A 16,176-nucleotide genomic window follows, 5' to 3' on the forward strand; every position below is an offset into this window, starting at 1 on the left:
AAAACGCTCTATAAGTAGGCGGCGTGAGCCGCTTCAAGGCTGCCCTGGGCACGCAGGATCAGCTCGCAGAACTCGCGGGCGGCACCTTCGCCGCCACGGGCGGTGGTGATGCCGTGGGCATGCTCGCGAACAAATGCCGCCGCATTGGCGACCGCCATGCCCAAGCCCACCCGGCGGATCACCGGCAGGTCTGGCAGGTCATCGCCCAAGTAGGCGACCTGCTCATAGCTTAGGTTGAGTTGGCCAAGAAGCTCGTCCAGAACCACCAGTTTATCCTCGCGGCCCTGATACAGGTGAGGAATACCCAGATTTTGTGCGCGACGTTCCACAACCGGAGTCTTCCGGCCACTGATGATTGCCGTTTGCACGCCTGACGCCATCAGCATCTTGATGCCCTGGCCGTCGAGGGTGTTGAACGTCTTGAATTCACTGCCGTCTTCGAGGAAGTACAGGCGGCCATCGGTCAGCACGCCATCAACGTCGAAAATCGCCAACTTGATGTTTTTACCGCGTTGCAACAGGTCGCTGGTCATTTACATCACTCCCGCACGCAGCAAGTCGTGCATGTTCAGGGCGCCGATCGGGTGGTCATTGGCATCGACCACCACCAGCGCACCGATCTTGTGGTCTTCCATGATCTTCAAGGCTTCGGCGGCCAGCATTTCAGGGCGGGCGGTCTTGCCATGGGGGGTCATCACCGCATCGATGGTGGCGGTGTGGATATCAATGGTGCGGTCCAGGGTGCGGCGCAGGTCGCCGTCGGTGAAGACCCCGGCCAGGCGGCCGTTGTCTTCCAGGATCACGGTCATGCCCAGGCCTTTGCGGGTCATTTCCATCAGCGCGTCCTTCAACAAGGTGCCGCGCTGGACGTGGGGCAGTTCATCACCGGAATGCATGACGTTTTCCACTTTCAACAGCAGGCGGCGGCCCAGGGCGCCACCGGGATGGGAAAAAGCGAAGTCTTCAGCGGTAAACCCACGGGCTTCCAGCAGCGCCACAGCCAGGGCGTCACCCATGACCAGCGCCGCGGTGGTGGAGGAGGTGGGCGCGAGGTTCAGCGGGCAGGCCTCGTGGGCCACGTGAACATTCAGGTTTACGTCGGCGGCCTTGGCCAGGGTCGATTCCGGGTTGCCGGTGAGGCTGATCATCTGTATGCCCAGGCGCTTGATCAGTGGCAGCAGGGTCACGATTTCGTTGGTGGTGCCGGAGTTGGACAGCGCCAGGATGATGTCATCCTTGGTGATCATGCCCATATCGCCGTGGCTGGCCTCGGCCGGGTGCACGAAAAACGCAGTGGTCCCGGTGCTGGCCAGGGTGGCGGCGATCTTGTTGCCGACGTGACCCGACTTGCCCATGCCGACCACGACAACCCGGCCCTTGCTGGCCAGAATCATCTCGCACGCGCGTACGAAATCTGCGTCGATATGCGCCAGCAAGCCTTCTACGGCTTCAAGCTCGAGGCGAATGGTGCGTTGTGCGGATTGAATAAGGTCGCTGGATTGGCTCATGTCTGAAATCGTATAGCCTGACGAAAAGTCGGCGATTATAGCGGTAATGATCAATTCCCTCACGCTAGTTCGTCAGGGTTTGTTCGCAATGCGCTTGAGATTCATCCCAAGCAAAGATTTTTCCCTGTCCCCAATCTGAACAAGCGCTGTTCCGGCCTTGGGCGCCCTGTACCAGCAGTGATATAGTTCGCCGCCAGTTCGGTCCGCCCAGCCCACGTGGCCAACTATTGCACAACGGTTGCAAACGTTTGTCGCAAGCGTGGTGTCTGAGTGAGAGGCTGCATCCCAAGGAGTTTAGATGAGTGCCGATAACGCCTACGCGGTCGAGCTGAAGGGACTGACCTTCAAGCGCGGGACGCGCAGCATCTTCAATAACGTCGATATCCGCATTCCGCGCGGCAAGGTCACGGGCATCATGGGGCCTTCCGGTTGCGGCAAGACCACCCTGTTGCGCCTGATGGGCATGCAATTGCGGCCCAGTGCCGGCGAAGTGTGGGTAAATGGCCAGAACCTGCCGACGCTGTCGCGCAGTGATCTGTTCGATGCGCGCAAGCATATGGGTGTGCTGTTCCAGAGCGGTGCGCTGTTCACCGACCTCGATGTTTTCGAGAACGTGGCCTTTCCGCTGCGGGTGCATACCCAGCTGTCCGATGAAATGATTCGTGACATTGTGTTGCTGAAACTGCAGGCCGTAGGCCTTCGCGGTGCCATCGACCTGATGCCTGACGAGCTGTCCGGCGGCATGAAGCGCCGTGTGGCCCTGGCGCGTGCCATTGCCCTCGACCCGCAGATCCTCATGTATGACGAGCCTTTTGTCGGTCAGGACCCCATCGCCATGGGCGTGCTGGTGCGTTTGATCCGCTTGCTCAACGATGCGTTGGGCATCACCAGCATTGTGGTCTCCCACGATCTGGCAGAAACCGCGAGCATTGCCGATTACCTCTATGTCGTCGGCGATGGCCAGGTGCTGGGGCAGGGCACGCCCGAAGAACTGATGAACGCCGACAACCCGCGCATTCGCCAATTCATGACCGGCGATCCTGATGGCCCGGTGCCTTTTCACTTTCCGGCAGCGGATTACCGCTCAGATCTTCTGGGGAAGCGCTGATGCGCAAGACATCTCTCATCGAGAAGGTTCGCCTTTTCGGTCGTTCGGGTATCGACATTGTCGAAGTGCTCGGTCGTTCGACGATTTTCCTGTTCCACGCCCTGCTCGGTCGCGGCGGCATTGGCGGCGGCTTCGGCCTGCTGATCAAGCAGCTGCATTCGGTAGGCGTGATGTCCCTGGTGATCATCGTGGTCTCTGGGGTATTCATCGGCATGGTGCTGGCGTTGCAGGGCTTCAATATTCTTTCCAGCTACGGTTCGGAGCAGGCGGTGGGGCAGATGGTCGCCCTGACGCTGTTGCGTGAACTGGGGCCGGTGGTGACTGCCTTGTTGTTCGCCGGGCGTGCGGGTTCCGCGCTGACCGCCGAAATCGGCAACATGAAGTCCACCGAACAGCTGTCCAGCCTGGAAATGATCGGCGTGGATCCGCTCAAGTACATTGTTGCCCCGCGCCTGTGGGCCGGCTTCATTTCCCTGCCACTGCTGGCGATGATCTTCAGCGTGGTCGGTATCTGGGGCGGTTCGTGGGTGGCGGTGGACTGGCTGGGCGTCTACGACGGCTCCTACTGGGCCAACATGCAAAACAGCGTGACCTTCAGCGGTGACGTGCTCAACGGCATCATAAAGAGCATTGTCTTCGCCTTTGTCGTCACCTGGATCGCCGTATTCCAAGGCTACGACTGTGAGCCCACTTCAGAAGGGATCAGTCGCGCCACCACCAAGACCGTTGTGTACGCCTCGCTGGCGGTACTGGGCCTTGACTTCATTTTGACCGCCTTGATGTTTGGAGATTTCTGATGCAAAACCGCACTGTGGAAATCGGTGTCGGCCTTTTCTTGCTGGCTGGCATCCTGGCTTTACTCTTGTTGGCCCTGCGAGTCAGTGGCCTGTCGGCCAGCCCCACCGCCGATACATATAAACTTTACGCGTACTTCGATAATCTCGCCGGTTTGACTGTCAGAGCTAAAGTGACCATGGCCGGTGTGACCATCGGCAAGGTCACGGCAATCGATCTGGACCGCGACAGCTTCACCGGGCGAGTGACCCTGCAACTGGACAAGAAGGTAGATAATCTGCCGACCGACTCCACTGCATCTATCCTCACTGCGGGTCTGCTGGGCGAAAAATACATCGGTATCAGCGTGGGTGGGGAAACAGCCCTGCTCAAGGATGGCTCGACAATCCACGACACACAGTCGTCGCTGGTGCTTGAAGACCTGATCGGTAAATTCCTGCTTAATACGGTCAATAAAGACGCCAAATGAGGAATCTGTTCATGATCTCTACCTTGCGACGTGGCCTGCTGGTGTTGTTGGCAGCGCTGCCGCTGATGGCTAACGCTGCAGGTTCTGCGCACGAGCTGGTGCAGGACACGACCAGCAAGATGCTGGCTGACCTGACTGCCAATAAAGAGCAGTACAAGCAAGACCCGAGTAAGTTCTACGACGCGCTCAACACCATTGTCGGCCCGGTGGTCGATGCCGAAGGCATTTCCCGCAGCATCATGACGGTCAAGTATTCGCGCAAGGCAACTCCCGCGCAGATGCAGACTTTCCAGGAAAACTTCAAGAAAGGCCTGTTCCAGTTCTACGGCAACGCTTTGCTTGAGTACAACAACCAGGGGATTACCGTCGCTCCAGCCGGTGACGAGTCCGGTGATCGCACCAGCGTCAACATGAGCGTCAAGGGCAATAACGGCGCCGTCTACCCGGTGCAGTACACCCTGGAAAAGATCAACGGCGAGTGGAAGCTGCGTAATGTGATCATCAACGGGATCAACATCGGCAAGCTGTTCCGTGACCAGTTCGCCGACGCCATGCAACGCAATGGCAATGACCTGGACAAGACCATCAATGGTTGGGCCGGCGAAGTCGCCAAGGCCAAGGAAGAAACCGACAAACAAGCTTCCGGGAAGCCTGCGCAATGACTGAAGCGGCTGTTCGTCTAGGCGATGCCGGCGAGCTGTTCATCAGCGGCGTGCTGGATTACCTCACCGGGCCTGACCTGCGCAAGCAGGGCCAGGCACTGATCAAGACCAGTTCCGCGCCCGCGTTGGTGCTGGATTGTTCGGCGGTGACCAAGTCCAGCAGCGTCGGTTTATCGTTGTTGCTGTGCTTCATGCGTGATGCCGAAGCGGCGAAAAAGCCCGTCAGCATCCGCGCAATGCCCGAAGACATGCGTGAAATTGCCGAAGTTTCCGGTCTGACCGAACTGCTGGCCCATCCTTAATACACATTATTAAAGAGGCCCCCCGTCAGAGTCCTGCTATGCGGGGTTCGCAGGCGCGGGGCTTTTTTGTATGATGTGCGACCCGCGCGCACTGGGCGCCGATAGAGGTTGAGCATGCAGGCCCTAGAAGTTAAGAGCTTTCTTGAAGGAAAGCTGCCGGAAACGACCGTAGAAGTTGAAGGCGAAGGCTGCAACTTCCAGCTGAACGTGATTAGCGATGAACTGGCGGCACTCAGCCCGGTCAAGCGTCAGCAGCAGATCTATGCCCATTTGAACCCGTGGATCACCGATGGCAGCATCCATGCGGTCACTATGAAATTTTTCAGCCGCGCGGCCTGGGCCGAGCGCACCTGAGCCCCCAAGGCGTCGAGATTCTTATGGATAAATTGATTATTACCGGCGGTGCCCGCCTTGATGGCGAAATTCGCATCTCCGGTGCAAAAAACTCCGCCTTGCCGATCCTGGCAGCGACCCTGCTGTGCGATGGCCCGGTTACCGTGGCCAACCTGCCGCACCTGCACGACATCACCACCATGATCGAGTTGTTCGGTCGTATGGGGATCGAGCCGGTGATCGACGAGAAACTGGCCGTCGAAATCGATCCGCGCACCATCAAGACCTTGATCGCCCCGTACGAATTGGTGAAAACCATGCGTGCGTCGATCCTGGTGCTGGGCCCGATGGTTGCCCGTTTTGGTGAGGCCGAAGTCGCCCTGCCTGGCGGTTGCGCCATCGGTTCGCGTCCGGTGGACCTGCACATCCGTGGCCTCGAAGCCATGGGTGCAGTCATCGACGTCGAAGGCGGCTACATCAAGGCCAAGGCGCCGGAAGGCGGCCTGCGTGGCGCGAACTTCTTCTTTGATACCGTCAGCGTGACCGGTACCGAGAACATCATGATGGCTGCTGCCCTGGCCAAAGGCCGCAGCGTGCTGCAGAACGCCGCGCGCGAGCCGGAAGTGGTCGATCTGGCCAACTTCCTGAACGCAATGGGTGCCAAGGTTTCCGGTGCCGGCACCGACACCATCACCATCGATGGTGTAGAGCGCCTGCACACTGCAACCTACAAGGTCATGCCCGACCGTATCGAGACCGGCACCTACCTGGTTGCTGCTGCCGTGACCGGTGGCCGCGTCAAGGTCAAGGACACCGATCCGACCATCCTGGAAGCGGTCCTGGAAAAACTGCGCGAAGCCGGTGCCGAAATCACCACCGGTGAAGACTGGATCGAGCTGAACATGCACGGCAAGCGTCCTAAAGCCGTCAACGTGCGTACCGCGCCGTACCCGGCGTTTCCGACCGACATGCAGGCGCAGTTCATCTCCTTGAACGCCATTGCCGAAGGCACCGGCGCCGTGATCGAGACCATCTTCGAAAACCGCTTCATGCACGTGTATGAACTGCACCGCATGGGCGCGAAGATCCAGGTCGAAGGCAATACCGCCATCGTGACTGGCACCGAGAAACTCAAGGGTGCGCCAGTGATGGCTACCGACCTGCGGGCTTCGGCCAGCCTGGTGATCTCGGCACTGATCGCCGAAGGCGACACGTTGATCGACCGCATCTACCACATAGATCGTGGCTACGAGTGCATCGAAGAGAAACTGCAGATGCTCGGCGCGAAAATCCGCCGCGTACCGGGCTAGTCCCTGCTGCACTGTAGGAGCAAGCTTGCTCGCGAAAGACCTCAACGATAACGTGTTTATCCAGAATCAACGCGGTGTCCATGAGTTCTTCGCGAGCAAGCTCGCTGCTACAAACACTGATTTGTTTCAAATCGAGGCTGTAATGGCCTCGATCTGTGTCCGGCGCCGTTTGCGATCGGACAGCAATAGCCTGATGAAGGACTGACGTTTCCCATGTTGACCATCGCACTGTCAAAGGGCCGCATCCTTGACGACACGTTGCCGCTTCTGGCTGAAGCGGGCATCGTGCCGACCGAGAATCCGGACAAGAGCCGCAAGCTGATCATCCCCACGACCCAGGACGACGTTCGCCTGTTGATCGTGCGGGCCACCGACGTGCCGACCTACGTTGAGCATGGCGCGGCTGACCTCGGTGTCGCCGGTAAGGACGTGCTGATGGAATACGGCGGCCAGGGCCTGTACGAGCCATTGGACCTGCGTATCGCCCTGTGCAAGCTGATGACCGCCGGCCGCGTCGGCGACGTCGAGCCTAAGGGCCGTTTGCGCGTGGCGACCAAATTCGTCAACGTTGCCAAGCGCTACTACGCCGAACAAGGCCGTCAGGTCGATATCATCAAGCTCTACGGTTCGATGGAGCTGGCACCGTTGATCGGCCTGGCCGACAAGATCATCGACGTGGTCGACACCGGCAACACCCTGCGTGCCAACGGTCTTGAGCCGCAAGAGTTCATTGCCGACATCAGCTCCCGCCTGATCGTCAACAAAGCATCAATGAAGATGCAGCACGCCCGTATCCAGGCGTTGATCGACACCCTGCGCAAGGCAGTGGAGTCGCGACACCGCGGTTGACTTACCCGCGTAGCCGGAAGGCTGCGCCCGTCTATCCGCCTCATAGCCAGAATTCTCAGGTGCCCAAGCGGAAACGACTGCTAATTTAGGGCGCCTGAGTTTTTGCCAATTCTATTGAGGCCCTCGCTATGACCACGTCCACTGCAATTGCCCGACTCAACGCTGCCGACCCGGATTTCGCCCATCATCTGGATCATCTGCTGAGCTGGGAAAGCGTGTCCGACGATTCGGTCAACGGGCGAGTACTCGACATCATCAAGGCCGTGCGCGAGCGCGGTGATGCCGCGTTGGTGGACTTTACCCGCCAGTTCGATGGCCTGGACGTCGCGTCGATGTCCGACCTGATCCTGCCGCGCGAACGCCTGGAGCTGGCCCTGACGCGCATCACTGCACCTCAGCGCGAAGCTCTGGAAGTCGCGGCGGCGCGGGTGCGCAGCTACCACGAAAAGCAGAAGCAGGATTCCTGGAGCTACACCGAGGCCGACGGCACCTTGCTGGGCCAGAAGGTCACGCCGCTGGACCGTGCCGGCCTGTACGTGCCGGGTGGCAAGGCGTCTTACCCGTCGTCGGTGCTGATGAACGCGATCCCGGCCAAAGTGGCAGGCGTGACCGAAGTGGTCATGGTGGTGCCGACCCCGCGCGGTGAAATCAACGAGCTGGTGCTGGCGGCCGCCTGCATCGCCGGCGTCGACCGTGTGTTCACCATCGGCGGCGCCCAAGCCGTCGCGGCCCTGGCGTATGGCACCGAAAGCGTGCCGAAGGTCGACAAGGTGGTGGGGCCCGGCAACATCTACGTCGCCACCGCCAAGCGTCATGTGTTTGGGCAGGTCGGTATCGACATGATCGCCGGCCCTTCGGAAATTCTCGTGGTGTGCGATGGTCAGACCGATCCGGACTGGATCGCCATGGACCTGTTTTCCCAGGCCGAACACGACGAAGACGCCCAGGCGATTCTGGTCAGCCCGGACGCCGAGTTCCTCGACAAGGTTGCGGCCAGCATCAATAAGTTGCTGCCGACCATGGACCGCGCCGAAATCATCGAGAAGTCGATCAATGGTCGGGGCGCGTTGATCCTGGTGCGCGACATGGAGCAGGCCATCGAAGTGGCCAACCGCATCGCGCCAGAGCACTTGGAACTGTCCGTTGCCGATCCACAAGCCTGGCTGCCGTCGATTCGCCACGCCGGCGCGATCTTCATGGGCCGCCACACCAGTGAAGCCCTGGGCGACTACTGCGCAGGCCCGAACCACGTGCTGCCGACGTCCGGCACCGCGCGTTTCTCGTCGCCGCTGGGGGTGTATGACTTCCAGAAGCGTTCATCGATCATCTTCTGTTCGCCGCAGGGCGCCTCCGAGCTGGGCAAGACTGCCTCGGTGCTGGCCCGTGGTGAATCCCTGAGCGCCCACGCCCGTAGCGCCGAATACCGCATCCTTGATGAGAAGGGGAACTGAGACATGAGTAAATTCTGGAGCCCTTTCGTCAAGGACCTGGTGCCTTACGTGCCCGGCGAACAACCCAAGCTGACCAAGCTGGTCAAGCTCAACACCAATGAAAACCCCTACGGCCCATCGCCCAAGGCGTTGGCAGCGATGCAGGCGGAGTTAAACGATAACCTGCGCCTGTACCCGGATCCGAACAGCGACCTGCTCAAGCAGGCGGTCGCCAAGTATTACGGGATCGACGCCGGCAAAGTGTTCCTCGGCAACGGTTCCGACGAAGTCCTGGCGCACATCTTTCACGGGCTGTTCCAGCACGACCTGCCGCTGCTGTTCCCGGATATCAGCTACAGCTTCTACCCGGTGTACTGCGGCCTTTATGGCATCCAGTCGGATCCGGTGCCGCTGGATGAACAGTTCCAGATTCGTGTGGCGGATTACGCCAAGCCCAACGGTGGGATCATCTTCCCCAACCCGAACGCGCCGACTGGCACAGTACTGGCGCTGGACGCGGTGGAGCAGATCCTCAAGGCCAGCCCGGATTCGGTGGTGGTGGTCGACGAAGCCTATATCGACTTCGGTGGTGAAACCGCTATCAGCCTGGTGGACCGTTACCCGAACCTGCTGGTGACCCAGACCCTGTCCAAATCGCGCTCACTGGCCGGTTTGCGTGTAGGCCTGGCCGTGGGCCATCCGGACCTGATCGAGGCGCTGGAGCGGGTCAAGAACAGCTTCAACTCCTATCCGCTGGATCGCCTGGCGATTGTCGGCGCGGCGGCGGCGTTCGAGGACCGTGAGTACTTCGAGCAGACCTGCCAATGGGTCATCGATAGCCGTAACACGCTCGTCGCTCAATTGGAGGAGAAGGGTTTTGAGGTGTTGCCGTCGGCGGCCAACTTCATCTTTGCTCGCCATCCTGAGTATGACGCTGCTGGCCTGGCGGCCAAGTTGCGTGAGCAAGGGGTGATCGTGCGGCACTTCAAGCAGGAGCGGATTGCCCAGTTCCTGCGGATCAGCATCGGTACGCCTGAGCAGAACCAGGCGCTGATTGATGGCCTTGGCGAGCTCTAGCAGCCGCTGAAACACAGGTGGGAGCGGGCTTGCTCGCGAAAGCGGAGTATCAGTCGAAAGGTATGCGACTGATACACTGCCTTCGCGAGCAAGCCCGCTCCCACATTCGGTTTTGCGGTGTTAATTAAAGCAGCGGCTCATCCGGCTTCTTGTTCTTCCAGCCATCATTGCCCGGCAGCAGCAGGTTCAAACCAATCGCTACCACCGCACACAGGGCGATGCCCTTGAGGCCGAAATCATCCGGGCCGGTGCCGGTACCCACCAGCACACCGCCAATCCCGAACACCAACGTCACCGAGACGATCACCAGGTTGCGCGCTTCGCCCAGGTCGATCCTGTGGCGGATCAGCGTGTTCATGCCCACGGCGGCGATAGAGCCGAACAGCAGACACAGAATCCCGCCCATCACTGGCACCGGGATACTTTGCAGCAGCGCGCCGAACTTACCGATAAACGCCAGGCTGATGGCGAACACCGCCGCCCAGGTCATGATTTTCGGGTTGTAGTTCTTGGTCAGCATCACCGCGCCAGTCACCTCGGCGTAGGTGGTGTTGGGCGGGCCGCCAAACAGGCCGGCTGCCGTGGTGGCAATGCCGTCGCCCAGCAGGGTGCGGTGCAGGCCGGGCTTCTTCAAGTAGTCGCGACCGGTCACGCTACCCACCGCAATCACTCCGCCGATATGCTCGATCGCCGGGGCCAGGGCCACCGGCACGATGAACAGAATCGCCTGCCAGTTGAATTCCGGCGCGGTGAAGTGGGGCAGGGCGAACCATGGCGCGGCGGCGATCTTCGCTGTGTCGACCACGCCAAAGTAGAACGACATGGCAAACCCCACCAGCACGCCGGAGATGATCGGCACCAGGCGGAAAATGCCTTTGCCGAACACCGCCACGATCAGCGTGGTCAGCAGCGCCGGCATCGAGATCATCATCGCCGTCTGGTAATGGATCAGCTCGGCGCCATCGCCTGACTTGCCCATCGCCATATTGGCGGCGATCGGCGCCATGGCCAGGCCAATGGAAATAATCACCGGCCCGATAACCACCGGCGGTAACAGCCGATCGATGAACCCGGTGCCTTTGATCTTCACCGCCAGACCGAGGAAGGTATACACGAACCCGGCCGCCATCACCCCGCCCATGGTCGCCGCGAGGCCGAACTGGCCCTTGGCGAGAATGATCGGGGTGATAAAGGCAAAGCTCGACGCCAGGAAAACCGGCACCTGCCGCCCTGTCACCAGCTGGAACAACAGCGTGCCCAGGCCCGCGGTGAACAGGGCAACGTTTGGATCAAGACCTGTGATCAGCGGCATCAACACCAACGCGCCAAATGCTACGAAGAGCATCTGTGCGCCAGACAGGATCTGGCGCCAAAGCGGGTCGTTGAATTCATCCTGCATGCTCAAGCGTCCTTCTGCTTGGTGCCGAAGATCTTGTCACCGGCATCGCCCAGGCCTGGGATGATGTAGCCGTGTTCGTTCAGGCGCTCATCGATGGACGCGGTGTAGATCTGCACGTCCGGATGGGCCTTCTCGACGGCCGCGATGCCTTCGGGGGCAGCGACGAGGACCATGGCGCGGATGTCCCGGCAACCGGCCTTTTTCAGCAGGTCGATGGTGGCAACCATGGAGCTGCCGGTGGCCAGCATCGGGTCGATGATCATCGCCAGGCGTTCGTTGATTTCCGGAACGAGTTTTTCCAGGTAGGTGTGGGCTTCCAGCGTCTCTTCGTTGCGGGCTACGCCCACAGCGCTGACCTTGGCGCCCGGGATCAGGCTGAGTACGCCTTCGAGCATGCCGATACCGGCGCGCAGGATCGGGACCACAGTGATTTTCTTACCAGCGATTTTCTCCACCTGGACGGGACCGGCCCAACCGGGGATCTCGTAGGTTTCCAGGGGCAAATCCTTGGTGGCTTCGTAAGTGAGCAACGCTCCGACTTCCTGAGCAAGCTCACGGAAGTTCTTCGTGCTAATGTCGGCGCGGCGCATAAGGCCGAGCTTGTGTCGGATCAGCGGGTGGCGGATCTCGCGAGTGGGCATGGGAAAGGCTCCGGCGGCGGGCAAAAAAACCGGCCTAGATTAATCTATCCGAGGGTGTTGTCCTATAGACATCTAGTACGTTAGTCCATTAAGGCTTGCTCGGAGCGCACGAGAAGCGTACCTTCGCCCGCTTTTCTTGCCACAGCACCCCCTTGGAGAGCGCCATGTCCGCTGATCTCGAGCATATCCGTCAAATCATGCGCGAGGCTGACTGCCTGTACACCGAAGCGCAAGTCGAAGAGGCGATCGCCAAGGTTGGCGCGCACATCACCCGCGAAATGGCCGACACCAACCCGGTGGTCTTCTGCGTGATGAACGGTGGCCTGATCTTCGCCGGAAAATTGCTGACTCATCTGCAATTCCCGCTGGAAGCGTCCTACCTGCACGCCACCCGCTATCGCAACGAAACCAGCGGCGGCGATCTGTTCTGGAAAGCCAAGCCGGAAGTCTCGTTCATCGATCGCGACGTGCTGATCATCGACGACATCCTTGATGAAGGTCACACCCTGGGCGCGATCATCGACTTCTGCAAACACGCCGGCGCGCGCAAAGTGCACACCGCTGTGCTGATCGACAAAGACCATGATCGCAAGGCCCGCCCAGATCTGAAGGCCGATTACGTCGGCCTGCCGTGCATCGACCGCTACATCTTCGGTTACGGTATGGATTACAAAGGCTACTGGCGCAATGCCAATGGCATTTACGCCGTCAAAGGGATGTAAGCCATGGCCCGTTTTCTTGATCAGACGCTGTTTGCCGAACTGGCCGAGAAAGCGGGCGCCAGCCCTCGTGGCCGGCACCATCATAATTTCCATCAAATGGAAGAGCCGTGTCACCGTCTCGCTGTGGGCTTGCAGCCTGACACTTATGTGCCGCCTCATCGGCACCTGAGCGCGGACAAGGCGGAAACCTTGCTCGTGCTGCAGGGCCGCCTGGGTGTGCTGGTGTTCAGCGAAACCGGCGAAGTGCTCGCCAGACGCGTGATGCAGGCGGGTGGCGAATGCGCTGGCGTCGATCTTCCTCCCGGCGTGTTCCACGGTTTGGTGGTACTGGAGCCCAACACGGTGATGTTTGAGTGCAAGGCCGGCCCGTATCGTCCGGTGGGCGAAGGCGAGCTGGCCGATTGGGCGCCCCGCGAAGGCGATGCCGGCGTGGCCGAGTATCAACGCTGGATGCTTGCCCAGTTCGATTGAGCTACAGTGCTGGGCCCATCTTGCCGGAGCGGCCCATGAGCCTGTTGATACGCACCTGCGCCGTCCTGGCGCTGACCCTCAGCCTGCCGCTGGCCGCGGCGCCTGCACTGATGCACAGCCAGTTCCTGCCCTCGGACGACCTGACCCTGCGCGCGGAAACCCCGGACCAGCAGCAACTGCTGCAAGTTAATGAGTACGCTGTGGTGGTGGGTAATCAACGCCAATCCAGCCAGCAACCGATTCCGGTGACCTCGCCGCTGATGATCCGCCTCAAGGGCAAATCCCTGAACAAAGGCGCGACCATCAGCCAGGTGGTGCTCAACTTCGATGCCGAAAGCAAAAGCCTGAAAAAGCCGGTGTACGACGATAAGAGCAAGACCCTCACCTTGTCCTATCCGGTGGCTCAGTACAGAGTGATCGTCGACTTGCTGCGCAATGACACGGTGTATGTACAGTTCCTCAGTTATGCCAATGGGCATATCTGGGCCGACTTACACACCGGTGCTGTTCGCGCACGGTAGTGAGAACCCAGCATTACCACATGTGGGAGCGGGCTTGCTCGTGAAAGCGGAGTATCAGTTAAAGGTAAGTTGACTGACCCACCGCATTCGCGGGCAAGCCCGCTCCCACATTGGTTCTGCGTCGCTTCCGAAGCTGGCGTGCCGCAGGTAAACTGCTTTTCCCGTGTAATGTCTGCAGGCTGGAGTCGGTAATGCGTAAAGATAAGAAACAGGTGATTGGCGACGAGATCGGCGACGATCAGATCAAGTTGTTCCTGGACTTCGAACCGGTCGATGCGACTTCACCGTCCCTGCACAAACTGATCAAGGCCTACCGTGGCCTGCGTATCGACGACTTCGAACGGTTCCTGGGCTTTTTCAAGGAAGCTGGCCTGGACCTCGACGGCAAGGATGAGCATGGGCAGACCTTCGTGGACCTGATCAAGGACCAGCGTAATGCCGCCGAGTATATCGAGCTGATCGATAACGCCCGCGGCTGATTATTCGAGGCACACAAAAACGCCCCGTTCTCATCACGAGAGCGGGGCGTTTTTTATGGCGTCACGACTTCAAGCGTAGCTTTCAGTCTCGGCGGCAGGTGCAACCAGTTCCAGGCTGATGTTGTTCTGCGTGTTGATCTTGCGATACAGCTCGGCGTCCGTTTCCAGAACCTTTTCCCGTGCCGGGAAAATTTCCTGCAACTTGGCGGCCCATTCACCTGCGGCTTTGCTTGGGAAGCACTTCTCGATCAGCTCCAGCATGATCGAAACGGTCACCGAAGCACCCGGAGACGCGCCCAGCAGGGCGGCCAGCGAGCCGTCTTTGGCCGCGACCAGTTCGGTACCGAATTGCAGCACGCCGCCTTTCTTCGGGTCTTTCTTGATGATCTGCACCCGTTGACCGGCCACTTCCAGGCGCCAGTCCTCGGCTTTCGCCTCCGGATAGAAGCGACGCAGAGACTCCAGGCGCTGCTCCATGGATTGGCGCACTTCGCTGACCAGGTACTTGGTCAGGTCCATGTTGTCGCGGGCCACAGCCAGCATCGGGCCGATGTTGCCGGCGCGAATCGACATCGGCAGGTCGAGGAACGAGCCGTGCTTGAGGAACTTGGTGGTGAAACCGGCGTATGGCCCGAACAGCAGGGATTTCTTGCCATCCACCACACGGGTGTCCAGGTGCGGCACGGACATCGGCGGCGAACCCACGGCAGCCTGGCTGTAGACCTTGGCCTGGTGGTGCTTGACCACTTCCGGGTTGTCGCAACGCAGCCATTGGCCGCTGACCGGGAAGCCGCCAAAGCCTTTGCTTTCTTCGATGCCCGAGGCTTGCAGCAGCGGCAGGGCCGCGCCACCGGCGCCGAGGAACACGAACTTGGCGTCCACGTCACGGCTGTTGCCGCTGTTCACATCCTTGATGCTCACGGTCCAGCCTGCGCCGTTGCGCTTGAGGCCGGTCACACGCTTGCTGTACTTGACCTGGGCGTCTGGCGAACTGGTCAGGTGGCTGAGCAGTTGGTTGGTCAGTGCGCCGAAGTTGACGTCGGTACCGTTCATGACGCGGGTGGCTGCGATTTTTTCGTCGAGCGAGCGGCCCGGCATCATCAGCGGCATCCACTCGGCCATTTCGCTACGGTCTTCGGTGTAGTGCATGTCCGAAAACGCGTGGTGCTGGCTGAGGGTTTCAAAGCGCTTCTTGAGGAAGTCCACGCCTTTTTCGCCCTGCACGAAGCTCAGGTGCGGCACCGGGCTGATGAAGGACTTGGACGAGCCAAAGGTGCCCTTTTTGGTCAGGTACGCCCAGAACTGCTTCGACACCTCGAACTGGGTGTTGATGTGCACGGCTTTCTTGATGTCGATGGAGCCATCGGCGGCCTGGGGCGTGTAGTTCAGCTCACACAGCCCGGCGTGGCCGGTCCCGGCGTTGTTCCACGGGTTGGAACTTTCCGCGGCACCCGAATCCATCAGCTCAACGACTTCCAGCTTGAGGCCGGGGTCGAGCTCTTTGAGCAGTACGGCCAGGGTGGCACTCATGATGCCGGCCCCTACCAGTACTACGTCGACTGCTTCGTTATGCGCCATTTAACGCGTCTCCAAAATCTGCAGCACCAAATTGACGGCATGGCTGCCAGGAGTGACGGGGCGATTCACGTGTTGCCCCAGATTACCCATGGCCAGGATCGCCATGTCCGATTCGCAATTCTTTGCATGTTCAGCGCGCGCTTCCTGCCTGGCTAATCTGCCTATGAACGCATTCATGGGCGCCTGTGGCAATTCGACTTATGGTCAAAGCGTGCGATTCATGCAACCAATCCGTAGCGGACAGGCTCAAGCTCCGGTTTTTAAAACGTGCTCGGTCCTGTGTGGTTGGGCTGTTCCAGACGCTGATGGTGCTTGTACAAACGCCAAACTATTCATTTGCTCGCCACACTCTTGTGAAGTTGTGAAAACCCGTTTTTTCACGCTCTTTTGAAGACGTGAACCTCAAAAAAGGGCTGCCCCAGCCTGGCACCTGGCCCCTAGCCGACACGCGGCAAAACGGGCAAACAACTCAAGTGGCCGAGCGCAATGGCAGCTCTGGCAGATTCGGTAAAGACGGAGGGT

Annotated in this window: 19 protein-coding genes; 14 read left to right on the forward strand and 5 right to left on the reverse strand. The window is 59.9% G+C overall.

Features of this window, described 5'->3' with window-relative positions; genetic code table 11:
- Positions 1-8: 8 nt before the first annotated feature.
- Positions 9-533, reverse strand: a complete 525-nt coding sequence (locus tag PF1751_RS04360) for a KdsC family phosphatase (protein WP_010213109.1) — start codon at positions 531-533, stop codon at positions 9-11.
- The gene (locus PF1751_RS04365; RefSeq protein WP_010213108.1) at positions 534-1,508 is read right to left on the reverse strand and encodes a KpsF/GutQ family sugar-phosphate isomerase; all 975 of its coding nucleotides are present in this window, start codon (positions 1,506-1,508) and stop codon (positions 534-536) included.
- 298 nt (positions 1,509-1,806) lie between these two features.
- Here PF1751_RS04365 and PF1751_RS04370 point away from each other — a divergent pair, with 298 nt between their 5' ends.
- From PF1751_RS04370 to hisC, 10 genes are all read left to right on the forward strand, one after another.
- Positions 1,807-2,616 (forward strand): ATP-binding cassette domain-containing protein, encoded by an 810-nt coding sequence (locus PF1751_RS04370; RefSeq protein WP_003171811.1) that lies wholly within the window; start codon positions 1,807-1,809, stop codon positions 2,614-2,616.
- Positions 2,616-3,413: a lipid asymmetry maintenance ABC transporter permease subunit MlaE gene (gene mlaE / locus PF1751_RS04375; protein WP_010213107.1), complete on the forward strand. Its 798-nt coding sequence runs from the start codon at positions 2,616-2,618 to the stop codon at positions 3,411-3,413. The genes PF1751_RS04370 and mlaE overlap by 1 nt, the downstream gene beginning before the upstream one ends.
- Positions 3,413-3,880, forward strand: a complete 468-nt coding sequence (gene mlaD / locus PF1751_RS04380) for an outer membrane lipid asymmetry maintenance protein MlaD (protein WP_010213106.1) — start codon at positions 3,413-3,415, stop codon at positions 3,878-3,880. Before mlaE ends, mlaD begins: the two co-directional genes overlap by 1 nt.
- 11 nt (positions 3,881-3,891) lie before the next feature.
- Positions 3,892-4,542, forward strand: coding sequence for an MlaC/ttg2D family ABC transporter substrate-binding protein (locus tag PF1751_RS04385; RefSeq protein WP_010213105.1), 651 nt, complete (start codon positions 3,892-3,894; stop codon positions 4,540-4,542).
- Positions 4,539-4,844, forward strand: coding sequence for an STAS domain-containing protein (locus PF1751_RS04390; protein WP_044286645.1), 306 nt, complete (start codon positions 4,539-4,541; stop codon positions 4,842-4,844). The genes PF1751_RS04385 and PF1751_RS04390 overlap by 4 nt, the downstream gene beginning before the upstream one ends.
- Positions 4,845-4,958: 114 nt before the next feature.
- Positions 4,959-5,198, forward strand: a complete 240-nt coding sequence (locus PF1751_RS04395) for a BolA family protein (protein ID WP_003188597.1) — start codon at positions 4,959-4,961, stop codon at positions 5,196-5,198.
- A gap of 23 nt (positions 5,199-5,221) precedes the next feature.
- Positions 5,222-6,487 (forward strand): UDP-N-acetylglucosamine 1-carboxyvinyltransferase, encoded by a 1,266-nt coding sequence (gene murA, locus PF1751_RS04400; protein ID WP_010213103.1) that lies wholly within the window; start codon positions 5,222-5,224, stop codon positions 6,485-6,487.
- A gap of 213 nt (positions 6,488-6,700) precedes the next feature.
- Positions 6,701-7,336 (forward strand): ATP phosphoribosyltransferase, encoded by a 636-nt coding sequence (hisG, locus tag PF1751_RS04410; protein ID WP_010213102.1) that lies wholly within the window; start codon positions 6,701-6,703, stop codon positions 7,334-7,336.
- 128 nt (positions 7,337-7,464) lie between these two features.
- Positions 7,465-8,787: a histidinol dehydrogenase gene (gene hisD, locus PF1751_RS04415; RefSeq protein WP_044286646.1), complete on the forward strand. Its 1,323-nt coding sequence runs from the start codon at positions 7,465-7,467 to the stop codon at positions 8,785-8,787.
- Positions 8,788-8,790: 3 nt separating this feature from the next.
- On the forward strand, positions 8,791-9,843 hold the full coding sequence (hisC, locus tag PF1751_RS04420; protein ID WP_044286647.1) for a histidinol-phosphate transaminase: 1,053 nt from the start codon (positions 8,791-8,793) through the stop codon (positions 9,841-9,843).
- 124 nt (positions 9,844-9,967) lie between these two features.
- On the opposite strand, the gene PF1751_RS04425 is transcribed toward hisC, so the two are convergent.
- A complete protein-coding gene (locus PF1751_RS04425; RefSeq protein ID WP_010213095.1) occupies positions 9,968-11,242 on the reverse strand; it encodes a uracil-xanthine permease family protein in 1,275 nt (424 codons plus the stop codon).
- A 2-nt stretch (positions 11,243-11,244) separates the two neighbouring features.
- Positions 11,245-11,883, reverse strand: a complete 639-nt coding sequence (gene upp / locus PF1751_RS04430) for a uracil phosphoribosyltransferase (RefSeq protein WP_010213094.1) — start codon at positions 11,881-11,883, stop codon at positions 11,245-11,247.
- A 164-nt stretch (positions 11,884-12,047) separates the two neighbouring features.
- Here upp and PF1751_RS04435 point away from each other — a divergent pair, with 164 nt between their 5' ends.
- The 4 genes from PF1751_RS04435 to PF1751_RS04450 all read left to right on the forward strand — a co-directional run bounded on the left by PF1751_RS04435 (position 12,048) and on the right by PF1751_RS04450 (position 14,076).
- Positions 12,048-12,605: a hypoxanthine-guanine phosphoribosyltransferase gene (locus PF1751_RS04435; protein ID WP_010213093.1), complete on the forward strand. Its 558-nt coding sequence runs from the start codon at positions 12,048-12,050 to the stop codon at positions 12,603-12,605.
- Between the two features lie 3 nt (positions 12,606-12,608).
- Positions 12,609-13,076, forward strand: coding sequence for a WbuC family cupin fold metalloprotein (locus tag PF1751_RS04440; protein ID WP_021491878.1), 468 nt, complete (start codon positions 12,609-12,611; stop codon positions 13,074-13,076).
- 35 nt (positions 13,077-13,111) lie between these two features.
- Positions 13,112-13,597: a hypothetical protein gene (locus tag PF1751_RS04445; RefSeq protein ID WP_044286648.1), complete on the forward strand. Its 486-nt coding sequence runs from the start codon at positions 13,112-13,114 to the stop codon at positions 13,595-13,597.
- Between the two features lie 191 nt (positions 13,598-13,788).
- Positions 13,789-14,076: a PA4642 family protein gene (locus PF1751_RS04450; protein WP_003188614.1), complete on the forward strand. Its 288-nt coding sequence runs from the start codon at positions 13,789-13,791 to the stop codon at positions 14,074-14,076.
- A 69-nt stretch (positions 14,077-14,145) separates the two neighbouring features.
- On the opposite strand, the gene mqo is transcribed toward PF1751_RS04450, so the two are convergent.
- On the reverse strand, positions 14,146-15,654 hold the full coding sequence (gene mqo, locus PF1751_RS04455; RefSeq protein ID WP_010213089.1) for a malate dehydrogenase (quinone): 1,509 nt from the start codon (positions 15,652-15,654) through the stop codon (positions 14,146-14,148).
- Between the last annotated feature and the right edge of the window lie 522 nt (positions 15,655-16,176).

It is taken from the genome of Pseudomonas simiae (assembly GCF_000934565.1).
GTDB lineage: Bacteria > Pseudomonadota > Gammaproteobacteria > Pseudomonadales > Pseudomonadaceae > Aquipseudomonas > Aquipseudomonas simiae.

Coding starts and splice junctions, on each gene's coding strand:
- PF1751_RS04360 (WP_010213109.1), bottom strand. CDS start 533: ATGACCAGCGACCTGTTGCAACGCGGTAAAAACATCAAGTTGGCGATT.
- PF1751_RS04365 (WP_010213108.1), bottom strand. CDS start 1,508: ATGAGCCAATCCAGCGACCTTATTCAATCCGCACAACGCACCATTCGC.
- PF1751_RS04370 (WP_003171811.1), top strand. CDS start 1,807: ATGAGTGCCGATAACGCCTACGCGGTCGAGCTGAAGGGACTGACCTTC.
- mlaE (WP_010213107.1), top strand. CDS start 2,616: ATGCGCAAGACATCTCTCATCGAGAAGGTTCGCCTTTTCGGTCGTTCG.
- mlaD (WP_010213106.1), top strand. CDS start 3,413: ATGCAAAACCGCACTGTGGAAATCGGTGTCGGCCTTTTCTTGCTGGCT.
- PF1751_RS04385 (WP_010213105.1), top strand. CDS start 3,892: ATGATCTCTACCTTGCGACGTGGCCTGCTGGTGTTGTTGGCAGCGCTG.
- PF1751_RS04390 (WP_044286645.1), top strand. CDS start 4,539: ATGACTGAAGCGGCTGTTCGTCTAGGCGATGCCGGCGAGCTGTTCATC.
- PF1751_RS04395 (WP_003188597.1), top strand. CDS start 4,959: ATGCAGGCCCTAGAAGTTAAGAGCTTTCTTGAAGGAAAGCTGCCGGAA.
- murA (WP_010213103.1), top strand. CDS start 5,222: ATGGATAAATTGATTATTACCGGCGGTGCCCGCCTTGATGGCGAAATT.
- hisG (WP_010213102.1), top strand. CDS start 6,701: ATGTTGACCATCGCACTGTCAAAGGGCCGCATCCTTGACGACACGTTG.
- hisD (WP_044286646.1), top strand. CDS start 7,465: ATGACCACGTCCACTGCAATTGCCCGACTCAACGCTGCCGACCCGGAT.
- hisC (WP_044286647.1), top strand. CDS start 8,791: ATGAGTAAATTCTGGAGCCCTTTCGTCAAGGACCTGGTGCCTTACGTG.
- PF1751_RS04425 (WP_010213095.1), bottom strand. CDS start 11,242: ATGCAGGATGAATTCAACGACCCGCTTTGGCGCCAGATCCTGTCTGGC.
- upp (WP_010213094.1), bottom strand. CDS start 11,883: ATGCCCACTCGCGAGATCCGCCACCCGCTGATCCGACACAAGCTCGGC.
- PF1751_RS04435 (WP_010213093.1), top strand. CDS start 12,048: ATGTCCGCTGATCTCGAGCATATCCGTCAAATCATGCGCGAGGCTGAC.
- PF1751_RS04440 (WP_021491878.1), top strand. CDS start 12,609: ATGGCCCGTTTTCTTGATCAGACGCTGTTTGCCGAACTGGCCGAGAAA.
- PF1751_RS04445 (WP_044286648.1), top strand. CDS start 13,112: ATGAGCCTGTTGATACGCACCTGCGCCGTCCTGGCGCTGACCCTCAGC.
- PF1751_RS04450 (WP_003188614.1), top strand. CDS start 13,789: ATGCGTAAAGATAAGAAACAGGTGATTGGCGACGAGATCGGCGACGAT.
- mqo (WP_010213089.1), bottom strand. CDS start 15,654: ATGGCGCATAACGAAGCAGTCGACGTAGTACTGGTAGGGGCCGGCATC.